The following is a 16,974-nucleotide window of genomic DNA, read 5'->3' as shown; positions in this document are numbered from 1 at the left end:
TCAGCGTCAGCGGCGATACGACGCCTTGCCACCCTGGCGCCCGCGGTCCTTGGCCGCACCCGCGACACTCCCCGTTGGCACCTCGCGCCACTGGCCCGGCTCGAGGTCCTCCAGCGTCCAGTCGCCCACCGCCCACCGCACCAGCCGCAGCGTCGGCAGCCCCACCGCGGCCGTCATCCGGCGAACCTGCCGGTTGCGCCCCTCCGTGATGGTGATCGCCAGCCAGCTGTCCGGCACGCTCTTGCGAAAGCGCACCGGCGGATCGCGCGGCCAGAGTGAGGGCGGCGCCATGGCTTCGACGCGCGCCGGCGCCGTTGGTCCGTCCTTGAGCGTGACCCCGGCCCGGAGGCGGTCGAGCGCCGCCTCGTCCGGCTCCCCCTCCACCTGCACCCAATAGGTCTTGGGCAGCTTGAAGCGCGGCGTCGCGATCCGCGCCTGCAGGCGCCCGTCATCAGTGAGAACGAGAAGTCCCTCGCTGTCCTTGTCGAGCCGCCCCGCCGGATAGACCCCCGGCACCTGCACATAGCCGGCCAACGTCGCCTCCGGCCGATCTCCCGAAAACTGCGACTGCACGCCAAACGGTTTGTTGAAGAGGATGAGACGGGCCATGCCTTCGCCTAGCACAGGGTTATGCGGCAGGCCATCAACTCGGCCGGTACTAGGCACCTTGCCTGGTGCGAGACGCCGCGTCGGAGCCCCTGCCGGCCCACGCCGCTAACTGCGCAGCCCTGGCGCCTCGCGGCCGGTGCTCTGCACATATTCGCTATACCCGCCGCCATAGACGTGATGGCCGTCTTCGCCCAGTTCGAGCACCCGGTTGGACAGCGCGGCAAGGAAGTGCCGGTCGTGCGACACGAACAGCATGGTCCCCTCGAACTGCGAAAGCGCACCGATCAGCATCTGCTTGGTGGCGATGTCGAGATGGTTGGTCGGCTCGTCGAGCACCAGCAGGTTCGGCGGATCGAACAGCAGCATCGCCATCACCAGCCGCGCCTTCTCGCCGCCCGAGAGCACACGGCATTTCTTTTCGATCTCGTCGCCCGGAAACCCGAAGCATCCCGCCAGCGCCCGCAGCGGCGCCTGCCCCGCCTGCGGAAAACTGCTCTGCAATGTCTCGAACACCGTCTGCTCGTCCTCGAGAATGTCCATCGCGTGCTGCGCGAAATACCCCAACTTGACGCTGGGGCCGCGCTGCACCGTGCCCGCGTCGGGGTCGGCAGCGCCCGCCACCAGCTTGAGCAGGGTCGATTTGCCAGCGCCGTTGACGCCCATTATGCACCAGCGTTCCTGCCGGCGGATGTGGAAGTCGAAACCCTCATAGATGGTGCGGCTACCATAGCGCTTGGCCACGCTCTTGAGCTGGACGACATCTTCGCCCGAGCGCGGTGCCGGCCGGAACTCGAAGGCAATGGTCTGCTGCCGCTTGGGCGGCTCCACCCGGTCGATCTTGTCGAGCTTCTTGACCCGGCTCTGCACCTGCGCCGCGTGCGAGGCCCGCGCCTTGAACCGCTCGATGAAGGCGATTTCCTTGGCCAGCATCGCCTGCTGCCGTTCGAACTGCGCCTGTTGCTGCTTGTCCGCCAGCGCCCGCTGCTGGGTGTAGAACTCGTAGTCGCCGCTATAACTGGTTAGCGTACCGCCATCGATCTCGACGATCTTGTTGACGATCCGGTTCATGAACTCCCGGTCGTGCGACGTCATCAGGATGGCGCCGGAGTACCCCTTGAGAAAGGCCTCGAGCCAGATCAGGCTCTCGATGTCGAGATGGTTGCTCGGTTCGTCGAGCAGCAGCACGTCGGGCCGCATGAGAAGGATGCGCGCCAGCGCCACGCGCATTTTCCAGCCGCCCGAAAGCGCGCCGACATCGCCGTCCATCATCTCGGGCGAAAAGCCGAGCCCCGCCAGCACCTCGCGGGCGCGTCCATCGAGCGAATAGCCGTCGAGTTCCTGGAACCGGCCCTGCACCTCGCCATAGCGCTCGATGACGCTCTCGAGCGCATCGGCCTGCTCCGGGTCCGCCATCGCCGCCTCGAGCTCGGCCATCTCGGCCATCAGCTCGCTCACCGGGCCGGCCCCGTTCATCACCTCGGCTACCACGCTCCGGCCGGCCATCTCCCCCACATCCTGGCTGAAATAGCCGATGCTGGTACCCTTTTCGACCGAGACCTGGCCTTCGTCGGGCTGCTCCTCGCCCACGATCAGGCGAAACAGCGTCGTCTTGCCCGCGCCGTTCGGGCCGACAAGGCCAACCTTCTCGCCGCGCAGAAGGCTGGCGGAAGCCTCGATGAAGACGATCTGCTTGCCGTTCTGCTTGCCGATAGTGTCGAGGCGGATCATTGGGAAATGTCGTCCAGCGCAGTGCCGCGCTGCGGCGACGGGAAAGGTGCGGCCGGACGGTTACAGCAATTTTTCGGCGCGCGGTAGTGTGCGAGGAGACGACCTGCCGCGCACTCACGACAACCCACAGCCACACCGGCTCAGCGTTGCAGACGCGTCACAGACGCGGCTCACAACTTTGCGAGTAATTGCTCCTGTTAAGGTTTGCAGAGTATTGCCTTGGAATGGCGCGAGTTGCGCACGGCCAGCGTTTGGTCGTTCGATTCGCCCATGCCAAGGAGCGACGATGAACAAGGTTGCGGTGTCCCTGCTTGCCCTTCTCATAGCCGGGGGGCTGGCCCAGCCCGTGCTGGCGCAGGATGTCGCCAGCGTCGAGCTGAGCCGCATCGTCATCGCACCACCCCAAAGCGAACTGGGCGGCATCATCAAGGCGGGCCTTTCCGCCTCCTACTACGGGGCCCGCGCCGAAACGCGCGCCTATCGGGACGCCCAAAAACTCTATTTCCTCTACGGCCAGCGCCATTTCGAGCCGATCTGGCTCTCCAAGGACACCAGCGGCACCATCACCTTCTCGCCCGCCGCCGAAAAGATCATCGCGCTCTTCCGCGATGCCGCGTCCGAAGGCCTGCGGCCCGATGACTACCTCACACCCGCGATCGATCTCTCCAAGGCCCGGGGTGGCGACGCCAACGCCATGGCGGCGCTCGAAACCGCCTTCTCCGACGCCACGCTCCGCTACGCCAACCACCTCTACAACGGCCGCATCGTGCCGCAGTCGGTCGACGTCAACCTCGACATCCAGCCCAAGCCGCTCGACGAGGTGGCGCTGCTCGAGAAACTGGCGAAAAGCAAGGATCCGGCCGCCATACTGGGCGAACTCGAGCCGACCCATCCAGAATTTCTGGCGCTCAAGGCTGCCCTCGCCGGCTTCGACGGCACAGGGGCCGATCGCCCCGCCCCCATCGGCACCGGTCCGGTGCTGCACCCGGGCAACATCGACCCACGCGTGCCCGCCCTGCGCGCCCGCTTCGAACTCCCCGCCTCCGCCTCGAGCGTCTATGACGACGCCCTGGTCCAGGTCGTCCAGGCTTTCCAGGACGGACAGGGCCTGGAAGTCGACGGCGTCATCGGGCCGGCAACCATTGCCGCCCTCAATGGCGGTCCCGCTACCCGGCGCGAAGACATCATCGCCAACATGGAGCGCTGGCGCTGGATGCCGCGCGACCTGGGCAAGTTCGCGGTAATGGTCAACATCCCCGAATACCGCCTCTGGATCCTGCGCGACGGCAAGCCCGAATACACGACCCGCGTCGTCGTGGGCAAAGCCAGCAACCAGACGCCGGTGTTCTCCGACAATATCCGGCACATCGTCGTCAATCCGTACTGGAACGTCCCCTCCTCCATCATCAGGAACGAGGTGGCACCGGCGGTCCTGCGCAATCCGGGCTATATCGACAACCAGAACATGGACCTGCTCTACAACGGCGAGGCGATCAGCCCCTGGAGCGTCAACTGGAACATGGTGTCGCCGTCCGACTTCCCCTTCCGGGTGCGCCAGCGTCCGGGTCCGGGCAATGCCCTGGGGCAGATCAAGTTCCTCTTCCCAAACAAGCACGACGTCTACCTGCACGACACCCCGTCCAAGTCGTACTTCCAGCGCTCCACCCGTGCCCTCAGCCACGGTTGCGTGCGCGTGCAGAACCCGATGGAGTTCGCCGACGCCCTGATGGCCAACGAACCCAACATCAGTCGCGCCTCGCTCGAAGCCATGTTCGGCAGTACCGAGCGCTGGGTGAACCCGGAGCACCAGATCCCGGTCCACCTCACCTACTTCACGCTACGCGTCGATGCCGACGGAACCATCCATTCCTATGGCGACGTCTATGGCCACAACGCCAAGCTGATCGCGGCCTTGGGCTTGGCGTCCGACCAGCCACCGGCCATCATCGCCCAAGCGCAGACGACCGCGGACGACCTCTCCCCCTGAGGGCGTTAACGCCTCGTTCACACTTTTGCCTTGGTTGTGCCCGCTTTTCTGCATAGAAATGGCGGGCATGGGGGACCGGCACTGTCGGTTGACGCCTCGTTAGCGTTAATAGAATTGAACGATTTTCGCGCTAACATCGAACGACGACTGGCAGGAACCGGGCAGAGTTTGGCGTGACGGGGATTGTGCATTTTCATCTGCGGCGTGCGGTAAGGCTGGCAACGGCTGCGCTCATGGCCGTGGCAGCGTTGTCGCAGACGGTGATGCCGGCCCAGGCCGCCACCGAACGGGCTCTTTACCTCTATTACACACACACGCAGGAGACGACTCGCATCGTCTTCAAGCGCAATGGGCAATATGTGCAGTCCGGGCTCAAGCAGCTCAACCAGTTCCTGCGCGACTGGCGCCGCAACGAGCCCGCCAAGATGGACCCGCGTCTGTTCGATCTGATCTGGGAAGTCTACCAGGAGGTGGGCGCCACCCAGCCGATCAACATCGTGTCGGCCTATCGCTCGCCCGCCACCAACGAGATGCTGCGCTCCAAGCCCGGCTCGGGAGTTGCTGAAAACAGCCAGCACACCAAGGGACACGCCATGGACTTCTTCATCCCCGGCATCCCGCTGACCAAGCTGCGCGCCGTGGCCATGAAAAAGCAGGTCGGCGGCGTCGGCTACTACCCCACCTCCGGCAGCCCCTTCGTCCACCTCGACACCGGTTCCGTCCGCGCCTGGCCGCGCATGACGCGGGCGCAGCTCGCCCAGATTTTCCCCGATGGCAAGACGGCGCACCTGCCCACCGATGGCAAGCCGCTTTCGCAAAAGGGCTACCAGATGGCCCTCGCCGAATGGAAGCAGTGCCACGAAGTGCCGTGCGGCAGCAGCGACAGCGGCACCCGCGTGGCTTCCGGCGGCAACCTCATGGACATGCTGTTCGGCGGCAACCAGCAGGAGGCGGCGCCGACCCAGCCGGCACCTGTCGTCCAGACCGCATCGCTGGCGCCCCAGGCCCAGACGAGCTCGATCGCACCCATGCCCCTGATGCGCCCGGCCGATCTGGGTGGCACGGTGGCCGTTGCGGCCAACGATGGACCGGCCCAGCCAGCCTCCCTGCCCTTCTCGACCGCGGGCAGCGCTCCGCTCGACGCCGCCGAACTGCGGCCGGAAACCAATGCGCCGGTCCCCGCCAGCAAGTCCGAGCGCCTGCGCGTCGCCACGGCCGAAGGCGCGACAACGGCCGGCGACGCCGTCACCGCCATTGCAGCGCTGACCGAGCCTCCCGTCCCGCAGCCGCGCGTCCTGATGTCCGACCGGAGTTCCGAACCACTCTCCGCCTACCTGCCGACCAACGCCCCCGACCCGCAGGCGCAGAAGGCACTCGAAGCCATCATCGCCGGAACATCGGTCGCCACCGCGCAGTCCATGCCACCGGCACCCGGCTCGCGCCGGGCTATTCTGCCCAGCATCGAGCAGCCCGTGGTCCAGATGGCGTCGCTCGGCAATCCGTCAGAGCCCCGGCAACTTGCGGCATTGTTCGATGCCACGTTCCGCGGCACCGTGGGCGTCACCAAGGATTCGCTCGCCCAGGCGCTGGCCCGGCACGTTTCCAACGGCCCCGCCGCCGTGCGGCAGCGCGACCTGGTGGCCCCCGACCTCGAGCACGTCACCGAGGTCCTGACCACCCCGGTCGCGCTCACCTCCGAGCACTTCGCGGCCATCTACGATCACGACGAGGCCGATTTCGACCCCACGCCGGAGATGGGGCAGCTCGTGACCATCATGGCCGTCGGCGACGATACGACCACCCTGAGCGCAACGCGCTTCGTGCGTCAGGACCTCTCGGGCCTCCTCGCCAACTGAGGTCTGCCCTGCTCTCGCCCGATTGCCCAGGCATGCAGCATGGGCCCTGTCACATCCCGGACCGCCGTGTTGCCAACGCGGCGGTCGGCGCCTAAACAGGGTTTGACCCTCTGTTTCTGGAGCGCCTCTTGGCCGACAAGCCGCAGACACCCCTGCTCGACACCATCCACAGCCCGGCCGATCTCCGCACGCTTGCGCAAGAGCAGCTGCCGCAGCTGGCCGACGAGCTGCGCGCCGAAATGATCGACGCCGTTTCGGTGACCGGTGGCCATCTGGGCGCCGGGCTCGGCGTGGTCGAGCTGACCGTTGCGCTCCATGCCGTCTTCGATACGCCGCACGATCGCATCATCTTCGACGTCGGCCACCAGGCCTACCCGCACAAGATTCTGACCGGCCGACGCGATCGCATCCGCACGCTGCGCCAGAAGGACGGCCTCTCCGGCTTCACCCGCCGCGCCGAAAGCGAGTACGATCCCTTCGGCGCGGGGCACTCGTCCACCTCCATTTCCGCCGGTCTCGGCATGGCCGTCGCCAGCCAGCAGCTCGGCGTCAAGCGCAATGTGGTGGCCGTCATCGGCGATGGCGCCATGTCGGCGGGCATGGCCTATGAGGCCATGAACAATGCCGGCGCCATGGATGCGCGGCTGATCGTCATCCTCAACGACAACGATATGTCCATCGCCCCGCCCACCGGCGCGCTGCGGACCTATCTCGCCCGCCTCGTCTCGGGACCCGTCTACCGGGGTACGCGCGAGGCCGCCAAGACCATAGTACACAAGCTGCCGCCGTTCCTCCACGAGCCGGCCCGCCGGACCGAGGAATTCGCCCGCTCCTTCTTTACCGGCGGCACGCTCTTTGAGGAGCTGGGCTTTTATTATGTCGGCCCCATCGACGGCCATAATCTCGAACACCTCGTGCCCATTCTCGAAAACGTGCGCGACGCCGGCGAGGGGCCGATCCTCGTCCACGTCGTCACCCGCAAGGGCAAGGGCTACGCACCGGCCGAGAACTCGGCCGACAAATACCACGGCGTCTCCAGGTTCAACGTCATCACCGGCGCGCAGGCCAAGGCGCCCTCCAACGCCCCCTCCTACACTTCTGTCTTCGCCTCCTCGCTGATCCAGGAAGCCGAGGCCGACGACCGCATCGTTGCCGTCACCGCCGCCATGCCCACGGGCACCGGGCTCGACAAGTTCGAGGAGCTGTTCCCCAGCCGGATTTTCGACGTCGGCATTGCCGAGCAGCACGCCGTCACTTTTGCGGCGGGCATGGCGAGCGAAGGCCTGAAACCCTTCTGCGCCATCTATTCCACCTTCCTGCAGCGCGCGTATGACCAGGTGATCCACGACGTGGCCATCCAGGGCCTGCCGGTGCGCTTCGCCATCGACCGCGCCGGCTATGTCGGCGCCGACGGCCCTACCCATGCCGGCAATTACGACAATGCCTATCTCGGTGCCGTTCCGGGCATGGTGCTGATGGCCGCGGGCGACGAGGCCGAGCTTAGGCACATGGTGGCGACCGCCGCCGCTTACGATCGCGGCCCCATCGCCTTCCGCTATCCGCGCGGCGAGGGCATGGGCGTCGACATGCCCGCCCGCGGCGAAATTCTCCCCATCGGCAAGGGCCGCATCCTGCGCCAGGGCGGCGGCAGCGTCGCGATCCTCTCCTATGGCACGCGCCTGTCGGAAGTTCTGGCTGCTGCAGACAAGCTGGTCGCGCTGGGGCTCAACCCCACCATCGCCGACGCGCGCTTCATGAAGCCGCTCGACCAAGACCTCATTGCCCGCCTGGCCCAGACCCACGATGTCATGCTCACGGCCGAAGAAGGGGGCCTGGGCGGGTTCGGCAGCCACGTGGCGAGCTTCCTCGCCAGCAACGGGCTGCTCGATGGCAAGCTGCGCTTCCGCCCGCTGATGATCCCCGACACCTTCGTCGAGCACGCCACCCAGGACGACATGTATGCCGCCGCCGGCCTCGACCGCGCCGGCATCGTCACGGCGGCCCTCGGCGCCCTCGGCTATGACGAAGCCGCCATGAAGGCGGCCCTCGCCAAGGCCTAGCGATCTGGCATCCAGCCCTCGGCTACACAACCGCGTTGCCGTCCGGACAATGCCGCAGGATCTTGCGCGTATTTCGCTAGGGCTTTGTCAACACAACCGGTGTTTGCCTAAGGCCGCACACAAAGAGGATGATCGATGTCGCTCTCCAGCCTTGCCATTGGCGCCACCGGCATGCGCCTCGCCACCGACCGGTTCGAAACCAGCGCCGCGCGCATCGCGCGCCTCGGCACCGGCCAGGGCAACGTCGACGTGAGCGCCGAAATGGTCAATGTGTTGGAAGCCAAGGCCGATTTCACGGCCTCGGCCAAAATCGTGCGCGTCGCCAGCGACATGAGCGAGTCGCTGCTCGACATCCTCGCCTGAGGCCGCGCCTCAGCGCTCGGGCGGCGCCTCGACCATGCCCAGGGCCGACATGTAGAGCTCGAGCAGGGCTTCCTGCTCCATGCGCTCATTGGCATCCTGCTTGCGGATGGCCACGATCTTGCGCAGGATTTTGGTATCGAATCCGTTGCCCTTGGCCTCGGCGTAGATTTCCTTGATATCTGCGGAAATCGCCGCCTTCTCCTCCTCCATGCGCTCGATGCGCTCGATGAAGGCCCGGAGCTGATCCTGGGCGACGCTGTCTTCTACGGCCATGGGCAAACCTCTTTCGTCCCGGCAACCGGCGCAAGTTCTGACGCCAACCGGCCTGGGCTGGAATGGATGAAGCGACAGAGGTCGGCCAACTGCAGGCCGTTGCTCTTTCGCGGTGGCCCGTTCAACCGCATGACCGGCTCCGGTTCAACCCTTTTTCTCAGCCAATTCACACGCCCTCGGCCCTTGCTTTCGCGCGATTCTCGGGTTCCGCGCTTTTTGCAGTAGCAATCGCGTCAGCACCGGCCTGCCCTGTTGACCTTGCTTGCCCCATCGCTCAAACAAAGCCAGCCTTTTGCGACGGACCCGAGCATGATCCTGCAGCACCGCCCTTCCTTCGCCACGCTTCTCCTGGCCTTCCTCACGCTGGGCCTCGCCGGCCTCCTGCAGACGGCCCCGGCGCGGGCTGACCTGCGCGTCTGCAACCAGACGGCCAATGTGGTGTCAGTGTCCATCGGCTATCGCGCCGAACGGGGCTGGATGAGCGAAGGCTGGTGGCAGACGCCACCCGGTGACTGCCGCGTCCTCTACCAGGGCGACCTGCAGCGGCGCTTTTATTACATCTACGCCGTCGACGACATTGGCGGCGGCTCCTGGGACGGCCAGGTGTTCATGTGCACCCGTGACGAAACCTTCACAATATTCGGGGTTGAGGATTGCCTTGCACGGGGCTATGAGCGCTCGGGGTTCTTTGAAATCGATACCCAGAACCGATCCGACTGGACGCTGCAGCTGACCGAGAGTGGTGGCCAGCCCAGTGTCGTCGGTCCGGATGGGGGAGAAGATCTGGAAGACCCCGCCTTTCTGGTCGACCCGGAAGATGGCTCTGCCGGGGCCCCGCCCACACCAGACGCAACGGATGCAGAATGAGACGGATCAGACGCGCGAAGATCCTCGCCACCCTCGGGCCCGCGAGCCACGAGGAAAAAATGATCGAGGAGCTGGCCAAGGCCGGTGCGGACGTCTTCCGCATCAATATGAGCCATGCCAGCCACGAGCTGCTGCATCAGACCGTCGCGCGCATCCGCGCCGTGGAAGCGCGCCTCGAGCACCCGATCGGCATTCTGGCCGATCTGCAGGGGCCAAAGCTGCGCGTCTGGAAATTTGCTGGTGGCTCCGTCAATCTCGTGCCAGGGCAGACCTTCACGCTCGACAGTGAGCAGAATGACCAGGGCAATGCCGAACGGGTCTACCTGCCGCATCCCGAAATCATCGAGAGCGTCTCGGTCGGCGACCGGCTCCTTCTGGACGATGGCAAGCTGCAGCTCAAGGCGACCAAAGTCGGAGGCGGCGCCATCGAGACCGAAGTGGTCTATGGCGGCAAGCTCTCCGACAAGAAGGGCGTCTCCCTCCCCGATACGCTGCTGCCCACCGGCGCGCTGACGGAGAAGGACCATGCCGACCTGCTCGAGGCGCTCAAGGCCGAGGTCGACTGGATCGCCCTCTCCTTCGTGCAGCGCCCCGAAGACATCATCGACGTGCGCAAGATCGTCCAGGGTCGTGCCGGCGTCATGGCCAAGATCGAAAAGCCCCAGGCCATTGAGCGGCTCGAGGAGATCGTGAAACTCTCCGACGCCATCATGGTCGCCCGCGGCGACCTTGGCGTCGAGCTGCCGCTCGAAACCGTGCCGGGCCTGCAAAAGCGCATGATCCGCATGTGTCGCCGCTATGGCAAGCCGGTGATCGTGGCCACGCAGATGCTCGAATCCATGATCACTTCGCCGGTGCCGACGCGCGCGGAAGTGTCCGACGTGTCGATCGCGGTTTTCGAGGGCGCCGATGCGGTCATGCTGTCGGCCGAAAGCGCTTCGGGCCAATATCCGGTCGAGGCCGTCGCCACCATGAACAAGGTGGCCGTGGCCGTGGAAGGCGACGCCAATTATCGGGCGATCATCCGCGCTGCCCAGACCGAGCCGGAAGCCACCGCTGCCGACGCCATCTCGGCCGCAACCCGTCAGGTCGCCGAGACGCTCGACCTGGCTGCCATCGTCACCTACACGGCCTCCGGCTCCACTGGCATCCGCGCTGCCCGCGAGCGGCCCTCCAAGCCGATCATCGCCCTCTCCCCAAACCTGCGCACCATCCGCCGCCTGTCGGTGGTCTGGGGCATTCATTGCGTGCAGACCGAGGACGCGGTGAACCTTGAGGACATGGTCGATCGCGCCTGCGTCATCGCCTATCAGGAGGGCTTCGCCCGCCCCGGCGACCGCATCGCCATCACGGCCGGCGTTCCGCTGGGCACCCCCGGCGCCACCAACATGCTGCGCATCGCCTTCGTTCGTCAGGACGGCGCCGGCTCGAGCTGACCGCGCCGCAGATTAGAAAACGAGAGGCCCGCGCGAGCGGGCCTTTTTGTGTCAGCGGCGGGCAAACACCCTGTCGGCGATCCGTGTATTGGTCCCCGCGGCCATGCCCGGGATCAGCAAGGCATCGATCAGCCACCACAGCGCAATGCCGAACCACAGAAAACTGAGCAGCCCGAACGTCACGAAGCTCACGAGCAGCGTAGCGCCCGAGATCAGGAGCATGATGAGCCCGCTGATCGGCCGCCCCAAATAGAAGCGGTGCGCGCCCACATATCCCAGGAACAGCCACAGCACATAGGCCACGACAAGCGACTTCTTCTCGATATCGTATTGGGCCGAAACGCGGTCAGTGGTCATTGGGCAGGTCCCCTTTCGGTGACTTAGATGGACACGATCGCGCCGGAATCAAGGGAACTGGCCTGTCGCTCGTCCACTCGCCTCTCCACCCGACACCGCTCCCGTGCCCCGCGGCATGGCCTTGATCTGCACCGCCTTGCCGGGCCCATGACCCGGACAAAGCAATGGGGCCCGCACGGTCATGCGGGCCCCATCGAAACAATCGTCGAAAAGCGCTTAGCCCTGGCGGGCCTTGAAGCGCTTGTCCACCTTGTTGATGATGTAAACCCGGCCGCGGCGGCGGACGAGCTTGTTCGCGCGGTGGCGAGTCATCAACGCCTTCAGCGAATTGCGGATCTTCATCGTTCCAAATCCTTGGTCAAACAAAAGGGGCGCCAAAGCGCCCGAAACTGGCTCCGATATAGGGAAATGAGCCGCCCCTGTCAACGCGTCGGCGCAAGACTTTTCCCCAGCCGTTAACCGCCGCGACACTCTCGTGATGTAACTTGCGTCCAGCCCTTCGAGAGCAACACCCATGGCTGTCGAGACGATCACCAAGAGGGGGGTCCTGATCATCGACCCCCAGCCCAACATGGCCAACCTCGTGGCCACCATGGCCCGCAGCGTCGGCCGCCGCGACATTCGCATCGCCAATGAGGCCTCACAGGCTCTGGTGGAACTGCGGCGGCGCCTTTTCGACGTCGTCATTCTCGATGATGCCCTCATCGGGGCCGACGCGACCGAGTTCGTGCGCAAGTTGCGCGCCTCGCGCGATTGCCAGAACCGCCTGACACCCATCATCATGATGGCCGCTTCGCCGGACGCGCACCGCATCGCCGCTGCCCGGGACGCCGGCATCAACGAATTCCTGCGCAAGCCCTTTTCGGCCGTTCACCTCAAGGCCCGGCTCGACACCATTGCCGCCGCGCCCCGCGCCTTCATCGAGGCCACGCGCTATATTGGCCCGGACCGTCGGCGCCGCACTGTCAGCATCGATGGAGATCGCCGCAGCGAGCCCGGCGCCACCGATCCGTGAGCCGCGCGCCCCTCGACATCGACGCCCTGGTCGAACGCAGCCGCAACGGTCCGTGCTTCATCTGCGCCATGCTGGCCGGTGACGCTGGCTACGCGCATCACGTCATCATCGAGGACGAGCACCACATCGCCTTCCTCAGCAAGTTTCCGACCCAGCCCGGCTACGCCCTGGTCTGCCCCAAGGCCCATGTCGAGGATCTCGCGGAGGGCCTCGGCGAACAAGCGTACCTCGCGCTCCAGGCAATGGTGCATAGGCTCGCCCGCGCCCTCAAGCGCACCTTCCCTACGGAGCGCGTTTACGTGCTGTCGCTGGGCAGTCAGGCCGGCAACAGCCACCTGCACTTCCATGTCGTGCCGCTGCCACCCGGCGTGCCCTACGCGCAGCAGCAATACCACGCGCTGATGGCCGAACACGGCGTGTTGCGCCAGGGCGAGGACGAGATGGCGGCACAGGCCCGGCGCATTGCCGAGGCCTATGCCGCCCTCGATCAGGCCTGAGCCAGCGGCGCCCGTTCGGTTTCCACCTCTTTCCAGCGGATACAGGCGACGAGCCGGCCGTTCTCGATCTCTTCGAGCGGCGGCCGTACTTCGGCACAGCGCTCGATCGCAAACCGGCAGCGGGTGCGGAAGGTGCATCCCGAGGGCGGGTTGATCGGCGAAGGGATTTCCCCCTGCAACGACTCGATCTGCCGCTGCCGTGCCAGCTTGGGGTCCGGGATCGGCACGGCGGTCAGCAGCGCCCGCGTATAGGGGTGCTTGGGGTCGCCGTAGATTTCGTCGCCCGTCGCGAGTTCCACGACGCGTCCCAGATAGAGCACCAGGATCCGGTCCGACACATGCCGCACCACCGAAAGGTTGTGCGAGATGAAGATCAACGTCAGCCCGTATTCGTCCTTGAGTTCGGAGAGCAGGTTGAGGATTTGCGCCTGGATCGAGACGTCCAGCGCCGAAACCGGCTCGTCGCAGACAATGAGCTTGGGCTCGGTGATGAGCGCCCGCGCGATCCCGATGCGTTGGGCCTGCCCGCCCGAAAATTCATGCGGATAGCGATTGATCATCTCGGGCAACAGCCCCACCGATTCCATCACCCGCACCACGCGCGCCCGGCGCTCGGCCCTCTTGAGCTCGGGCCGCAAGGTCTTGAGCGGGTCCTCGATGATCTCGCCTACCGTCATGCGCGGATTGAGCGAGGCAAGCGGATCCTGGAAGATGATCTGGAGGTCCGCCCGGCGCTTGCGCATCTCCTCGGCCGGCAGGCGCGTCAGGTCCTGCCCCAGCCAGAGCACCTGCCCTTCGTCCGGCGCGATGAGTTGCAGGATGCAGCGGCCCAGAGTGGACTTGCCGCAGCCGCTTTCGCCCACGATGCCCAGCGTCTCGCCCTGCCGCACGGAAAAGTTGATGTCCTGCAGTGCCGTCAGCGTCAGCTCGCGCGAGAACAGGCCCGTGGCAATGCCAAAAGTCTTCTTGAGATCGCGGATCTCGAGCAGGTTTGGAGCCATCTTGTTCATCACGCCACCGCCTCGTAGGTCATCGGCCCTTCATAGAAACACGCCTTTTCCCGGCCCCCCTCGACTGGCGCCAGCGGCGGACGCTCCTCGAGGCACCGGTCGAAGCAGAAGGCGCAGCGTGGATGGAACGAGCAGCCCTTGGGCAGGTGCTCTAGGCTCGGCGGCAACCCCTGGATGGGGTCGAGCCGCGCCGCCCGGTGCGCAATGTGCGGCGTCGAATGGAGGAGCCCGAGCGTGTAGGGGTGGCGCGGATCGTAGAACAGCTCGTCCGTCCTGCCCTTTTCCACGCACCTTCCGCCATACATCACCATCATGCGGTCCGCGACACCGGCCACGACGCCCAGGTCATGCGTGATCAACACCAGCGCCGTCCCAAAGTCCTCGGTCAGCGTCTTGAACAGGTCCAGCATCTGCGCCTGCACCGTCACGTCTAGCGCCGTGGTCGGTTCGTCCGCGATCAGGATTTTCGGCTGGCACAGCAGCGCCATGGCGATCATCACGCGCTGCCGCATGCCGCCAGAGAGCTCGTGCGGATAGGCATTGGCGCGCTTGCCCGGTTCGGGAATGCCCACCCGCTCCAGCATCTCGACGGCGTGGCGGATGGCCTTGCCCTTGTCGAACCCCTGGTGCTTGACCAGCACTTCGGAGAGCTGCGTCTTGAGCCGCAGGCTGGGATTGAGCGAGGTCATCGGATCCTGGAAGATCATGGCGATGTCCTTGCCGCGCACCTGGTCGAGCCGGTTCTTGTCCATGCCCACGAGATTGAGGTCTCCGAGCATAGCCCGGCCGCTGGCCCGGCCATTCTTGGCGAGCAGGCCCATGATGGAGAGGAAGGCCTGGCTCTTGCCCGAGCCCGACTCTCCCACCACCGCCATGGTTTCCCCGGCCTGGAGCGAGAAATTGAGCTCGCGCACGGCATGCACTTCGCTCTGGTGCAGATCGAAGGTGACCGAGAGATCCTCGATCGATAGGACGGTATCAGTCATGGTCAGCGATCCTTGGGGTCGAGAGCATCGCGCAGCCCGTCACCGATATAGGTGAGGCAGAGCAGCAGCGTCACCAGCACGCCGGCGGGCGCCAACAGCATCCAGGGCAGCACTTCGGCCACCGGGGCGCCAAACGAGATCAGCGTGCCCAGCGACGTCTGGGGCTCCTGCACGCCGAGGCCCAGATAGCTGAGGAAGCTCTCGGTGATGATGATTTCCGGCACCGTCAGCGTCGCATAGATGACGACCGGGCCGGTAAGGTTGGGCACGATGTGCCGCAGGATGATGGTGAAGGGCTTGGCCCCGCCCGCGCGCGCCGCCTCGACGAACTCGCGCTCCTTGAGCGTCAGCGTCTGCCCGCGCACGATGCGGGCCATGGTGAGCCATTCGAGGCACCCGATGCCCACGAACAGCAGCACCGGATTGCGCCCGAAGATCACGACGAGGATGATGACGAAGAGGATGTAGGGCAGCGCGTACATGATATCGACGAAGCGCATCATCACGGCATCCACCTTGCCGCCGAAATACCCCGCAACGGCTCCATAGACCACGCCGATCACCACCGACACCACGGTGGCGACGCCCGCCACGATCAGGCTCATCTGCGTGCCCTGCAGCACGCGCGCCAGCATGTCACGCCCGTTCTGATCGGTGCCGAACACGTGCCCCTTGGAGAGGTCGGGCGGCTTGCGGATTGACGTCCAGTCGACCTCCGCATAGCCCCACGGCACGAAATAGGGGCCGATGATCGCCGCCAGCACGATCAGCACGACGAGGATGATCGACACCATCGCCGCCTTGTTGCGCAGCAGCCGCCGCATGGCGTCCTGCGTCAACGAGCGGCCCTTGGGCGCGTCGAGCTTTTCGAGCTTGTTGGCGTAGTCGGTGAGAATGGCGTCCTTGCCGGTAATGCCAGCCATCAGCGGTACCTCACCTTGGGGTCGAGCCAGGCATAGAGCATGTCAACCAGGAGGTTGAGCGCCAGAATGATGAACATGTAGAGGATCGTCGTGCCCAGCACGATGCCGTAGTCGCGGTTAAGGGCCGCGGTGATGAAGTACTTGCCGATGCCCGGCAGGCCGAACACCTGTTCGACCACCAGCGAACCGGTGAGCAGGTAGCTCAGCCCCGGTCCGAGATAGGACACCACGGGGATCAGCGCCGGCTTGATGGCGTGACGCGCCAGCACCAGCCGTTCGCCCAGGCCCTTGGAGCGGGCAGTGCGCACATAGTTCGTGCCCAGCACCTCGATCATCGAGCCGCGCATCAGCCGCGAAATGCGCGCGGCATGTGGCCACGCCAGCACGGTTACCGGCAGCACCAGGTGCGTCAGCGAGCCGTTGACCCAGCCGCCCGCCGGCAGCCACTTGAGGTAGACGCCGAACACCAGCTGCAGCAGCGCTGCGCTGAGGAAATTGGGCACCACGACGCCGATCATCACGACCAGCACCAGCACATAGTCGGGCCACTTGTTCTGGTTCACCGCGGCGATCATGCCTGCGACGATCCCGATCGCCGTCGCCACGACGAAGGCGCTCATCGCCATGGTGAGGGTGAACGGAAAACCGATGCGGATAAGGTCAGAGACGCGGAACCCATCGATCACCATGGACGGGCCGAGGTCGCCGTGCAGCAGGCGCCACACATAGATCAGGTACTGCATGGGCAGCGACTGATCGAGATTATAGTAGGCGCGCAAATTCGCCATGACGTTCGGCGGCAGGGCGCGTTCGCCGTCGAACGGACCGCCCGGCGCCAGGCGCAGGATGAAGAAGCATACAGTTACGGCAATCAGCGCTATCGGAATGGCCGAGAGCACGCGCCGCAGGGCGTAGCTGATCATGATGATGTGACCTTGTTGGGTCCGGCGCCCCGTCCATTGCGCCGGTAGAAAAGAACCGTGGGGGCCGGAGCCCCCACGTCATGC

17 protein-coding genes are annotated in these 16,974 nt (G+C 65.5%); 8 read left to right on the top strand and 9 right to left on the bottom strand.

Features of this window, described 5'->3' with window-relative positions:
• Positions 1 to 6: 6 nt before the first annotated feature.
• Together IC608_RS17595 and IC608_RS17590 are read right to left on the bottom strand one after the other, a co-directional pair.
• Positions 7 to 609 carry a pseudouridine synthase gene (locus IC608_RS17595; protein ID WP_191778214.1) on the bottom strand — a complete coding sequence of 201 codons (603 nt, stop codon included), beginning with the start codon at positions 607 to 609 and terminating at the stop codon, positions 7 to 9.
• A 105-nt stretch (positions 610 to 714) separates the two neighbouring features.
• Positions 715 to 2,337, bottom strand: coding sequence for an ABC-F family ATP-binding cassette domain-containing protein (locus IC608_RS17590; RefSeq protein ID WP_191778213.1), 1,623 nt, complete (start codon positions 2,335 to 2,337; stop codon positions 715 to 717).
• Positions 2,338 to 2,623: 286 nt separating this feature from the next.
• Between IC608_RS17590 and IC608_RS17585 the strand changes: the two genes are divergently transcribed.
• The 4 genes from IC608_RS17585 to IC608_RS17570 all read left to right on the top strand — a co-directional run bounded on the left by IC608_RS17585 (position 2,624) and on the right by IC608_RS17570 (position 8,603).
• A complete protein-coding gene (locus IC608_RS17585; RefSeq protein ID WP_191778211.1) occupies positions 2,624 to 4,324 on the top strand; it encodes a L,D-transpeptidase family protein in 1,701 nt (566 codons plus the stop codon).
• Positions 4,325 to 4,497: 173 nt separating this feature from the next.
• Complete coding sequence (mepK, locus tag IC608_RS18255; protein WP_428056322.1) at positions 4,498 to 6,180, top strand: peptidoglycan L,D-endopeptidase MepK; 1,683 nt, start codon at positions 4,498 to 4,500, stop codon at positions 6,178 to 6,180.
• 128 nt (positions 6,181 to 6,308) lie between these two features.
• Positions 6,309 to 8,240, top strand: a complete 1,932-nt coding sequence (dxs, locus tag IC608_RS17575; protein ID WP_191778209.1) for a 1-deoxy-D-xylulose-5-phosphate synthase — start codon at positions 6,309 to 6,311, stop codon at positions 8,238 to 8,240.
• Between the two features lie 135 nt (positions 8,241 to 8,375).
• Positions 8,376 to 8,603, top strand: coding sequence for a flagellar basal body rod C-terminal domain-containing protein (locus IC608_RS17570; protein ID WP_191778207.1), 228 nt, complete (start codon positions 8,376 to 8,378; stop codon positions 8,601 to 8,603).
• Positions 8,604 to 8,612: 9 nt separating this feature from the next.
• Here IC608_RS17570 and IC608_RS17565 read toward each other — a convergent pair whose 3' ends face one another.
• Positions 8,613 to 8,876 carry a DUF2312 domain-containing protein gene (locus IC608_RS17565; protein ID WP_191778205.1) on the bottom strand — a complete coding sequence of 88 codons (264 nt, stop codon included), beginning with the start codon at positions 8,874 to 8,876 and terminating at the stop codon, positions 8,613 to 8,615.
• A 309-nt stretch (positions 8,877 to 9,185) separates the two neighbouring features.
• On the opposite strand from IC608_RS17565, the gene IC608_RS17560 reads away from it, so the two are divergent.
• Both IC608_RS17560 and pyk read left to right on the top strand, forming a co-directional pair.
• A complete protein-coding gene (locus IC608_RS17560) occupies positions 9,186 to 9,743 on the top strand; it encodes a DUF1036 domain-containing protein (protein WP_191778203.1) in 558 nt (185 codons plus the stop codon).
• Entirely contained in the window at positions 9,740 to 11,179 is a 1,440-nt protein-coding gene (gene pyk, locus IC608_RS17555) for a pyruvate kinase (protein ID WP_191778202.1), read from the top strand. Before IC608_RS17560 ends, pyk begins: the two co-directional genes overlap by 4 nt.
• Before the next feature lie 51 nt (positions 11,180 to 11,230).
• Here the strand turns inward: pyk and IC608_RS17550 are convergent, their stop codons facing one another.
• Positions 11,231 to 11,536, bottom strand: a complete 306-nt coding sequence (locus tag IC608_RS17550) for a TM2 domain-containing protein (protein ID WP_191778200.1) — start codon at positions 11,534 to 11,536, stop codon at positions 11,231 to 11,233.
• Positions 11,537 to 11,752: 216 nt separating this feature from the next.
• Positions 11,753 to 11,878: a type B 50S ribosomal protein L36 gene (gene ykgO, locus IC608_RS17545; RefSeq protein WP_046105532.1), complete on the bottom strand. Its 126-nt coding sequence runs from the start codon at positions 11,876 to 11,878 to the stop codon at positions 11,753 to 11,755.
• 172 nt (positions 11,879 to 12,050) lie between these two features.
• On the opposite strand from ykgO, the gene IC608_RS17540 reads away from it, so the two are divergent.
• Positions 12,051 to 12,551 (top strand): response regulator, encoded by a 501-nt coding sequence (locus IC608_RS17540; protein WP_191778198.1) that lies wholly within the window; start codon positions 12,051 to 12,053, stop codon positions 12,549 to 12,551.
• Positions 12,548 to 13,048, top strand: coding sequence for an HIT family protein (locus IC608_RS17535; RefSeq protein WP_345890924.1), 501 nt, complete (start codon positions 12,548 to 12,550; stop codon positions 13,046 to 13,048). Before IC608_RS17540 ends, IC608_RS17535 begins: the two co-directional genes overlap by 4 nt.
• On the opposite strand, the gene IC608_RS17530 is transcribed toward IC608_RS17535, so the two are convergent.
• From IC608_RS17530 to IC608_RS17515, 4 genes are read right to left on the bottom strand one after another with little or no spacing between them, the layout of a single operon-like run.
• Positions 13,039 to 14,049, bottom strand: coding sequence for an ABC transporter ATP-binding protein (locus tag IC608_RS17530; protein WP_210316420.1), 1,011 nt, complete (start codon positions 14,047 to 14,049; stop codon positions 13,039 to 13,041). The genes IC608_RS17535 and IC608_RS17530 overlap by 10 nt on opposite strands.
• Positions 14,050 to 14,057: 8 nt before the next feature.
• The gene (locus IC608_RS17525) at positions 14,058 to 15,044 is read right to left on the bottom strand and encodes an ABC transporter ATP-binding protein (protein WP_191778194.1); all 987 of its coding nucleotides are present in this window, start codon (positions 15,042 to 15,044) and stop codon (positions 14,058 to 14,060) included.
• A 2-nt stretch (positions 15,045 to 15,046) separates the two neighbouring features.
• Complete coding sequence (locus IC608_RS17520; RefSeq protein WP_191778192.1) at positions 15,047 to 15,967, bottom strand: ABC transporter permease; 921 nt, start codon at positions 15,965 to 15,967, stop codon at positions 15,047 to 15,049.
• On the bottom strand, positions 15,967 to 16,890 hold the full coding sequence (locus tag IC608_RS17515) for an ABC transporter permease (RefSeq protein WP_191778190.1): 924 nt from the start codon (positions 16,888 to 16,890) through the stop codon (positions 15,967 to 15,969). Before IC608_RS17515 ends, IC608_RS17520 begins: the two co-directional genes overlap by 1 nt.
• Positions 16,891 to 16,974 lie beyond the last annotated feature (84 nt).

It is taken from the genome of Devosia oryzisoli, from assembly GCF_014837245.1.
Lineage (GTDB): Bacteria > Pseudomonadota > Alphaproteobacteria > Rhizobiales > Devosiaceae > Devosia > Devosia oryzisoli.
Note: the sequence above shows the minus strand (reverse complement) of the source record. Positions and strands in the feature narration are given on the sequence as shown.

Coding starts and splice junctions, on each gene's coding strand:
- IC608_RS17595 (WP_191778214.1), bottom strand. CDS start 609: ATGGCCCGTCTCATCCTCTTCAACAAACCGTTTGGCGTGCAGTCGCAG.
- IC608_RS17590 (WP_191778213.1), bottom strand. CDS start 2,337: ATGATCCGCCTCGACACTATCGGCAAGCAGAACGGCAAGCAGATCGTC.
- IC608_RS17585 (WP_191778211.1), top strand. CDS start 2,624: ATGAACAAGGTTGCGGTGTCCCTGCTTGCCCTTCTCATAGCCGGGGGG.
- IC608_RS17570 (WP_191778207.1), top strand. CDS start 8,376: ATGTCGCTCTCCAGCCTTGCCATTGGCGCCACCGGCATGCGCCTCGCC.
- IC608_RS17565 (WP_191778205.1), bottom strand. CDS start 8,876: ATGGCCGTAGAAGACAGCGTCGCCCAGGATCAGCTCCGGGCCTTCATC.
- IC608_RS17560 (WP_191778203.1), top strand. CDS start 9,186: ATGATCCTGCAGCACCGCCCTTCCTTCGCCACGCTTCTCCTGGCCTTC.
- pyk (WP_191778202.1), top strand. CDS start 9,740: ATGAGACGGATCAGACGCGCGAAGATCCTCGCCACCCTCGGGCCCGCG.
- IC608_RS17550 (WP_191778200.1), bottom strand. CDS start 11,536: ATGACCACTGACCGCGTTTCGGCCCAATACGATATCGAGAAGAAGTCG.
- ykgO (WP_046105532.1), bottom strand. CDS start 11,878: ATGAAGATCCGCAATTCGCTGAAGGCGTTGATGACTCGCCACCGCGCG.
- IC608_RS17540 (WP_191778198.1), top strand. CDS start 12,051: ATGGCTGTCGAGACGATCACCAAGAGGGGGGTCCTGATCATCGACCCC.
- IC608_RS17530 (WP_210316420.1), bottom strand. CDS start 14,049: ATGGCTCCAAACCTGCTCGAGATCCGCGATCTCAAGAAGACTTTTGGC.
- IC608_RS17525 (WP_191778194.1), bottom strand. CDS start 15,044: ATGACTGATACCGTCCTATCGATCGAGGATCTCTCGGTCACCTTCGAT.
- IC608_RS17520 (WP_191778192.1), bottom strand. CDS start 15,967: ATGGCTGGCATTACCGGCAAGGACGCCATTCTCACCGACTACGCCAAC.
- IC608_RS17515 (WP_191778190.1), bottom strand. CDS start 16,890: ATGATCAGCTACGCCCTGCGGCGCGTGCTCTCGGCCATTCCGATAGCG.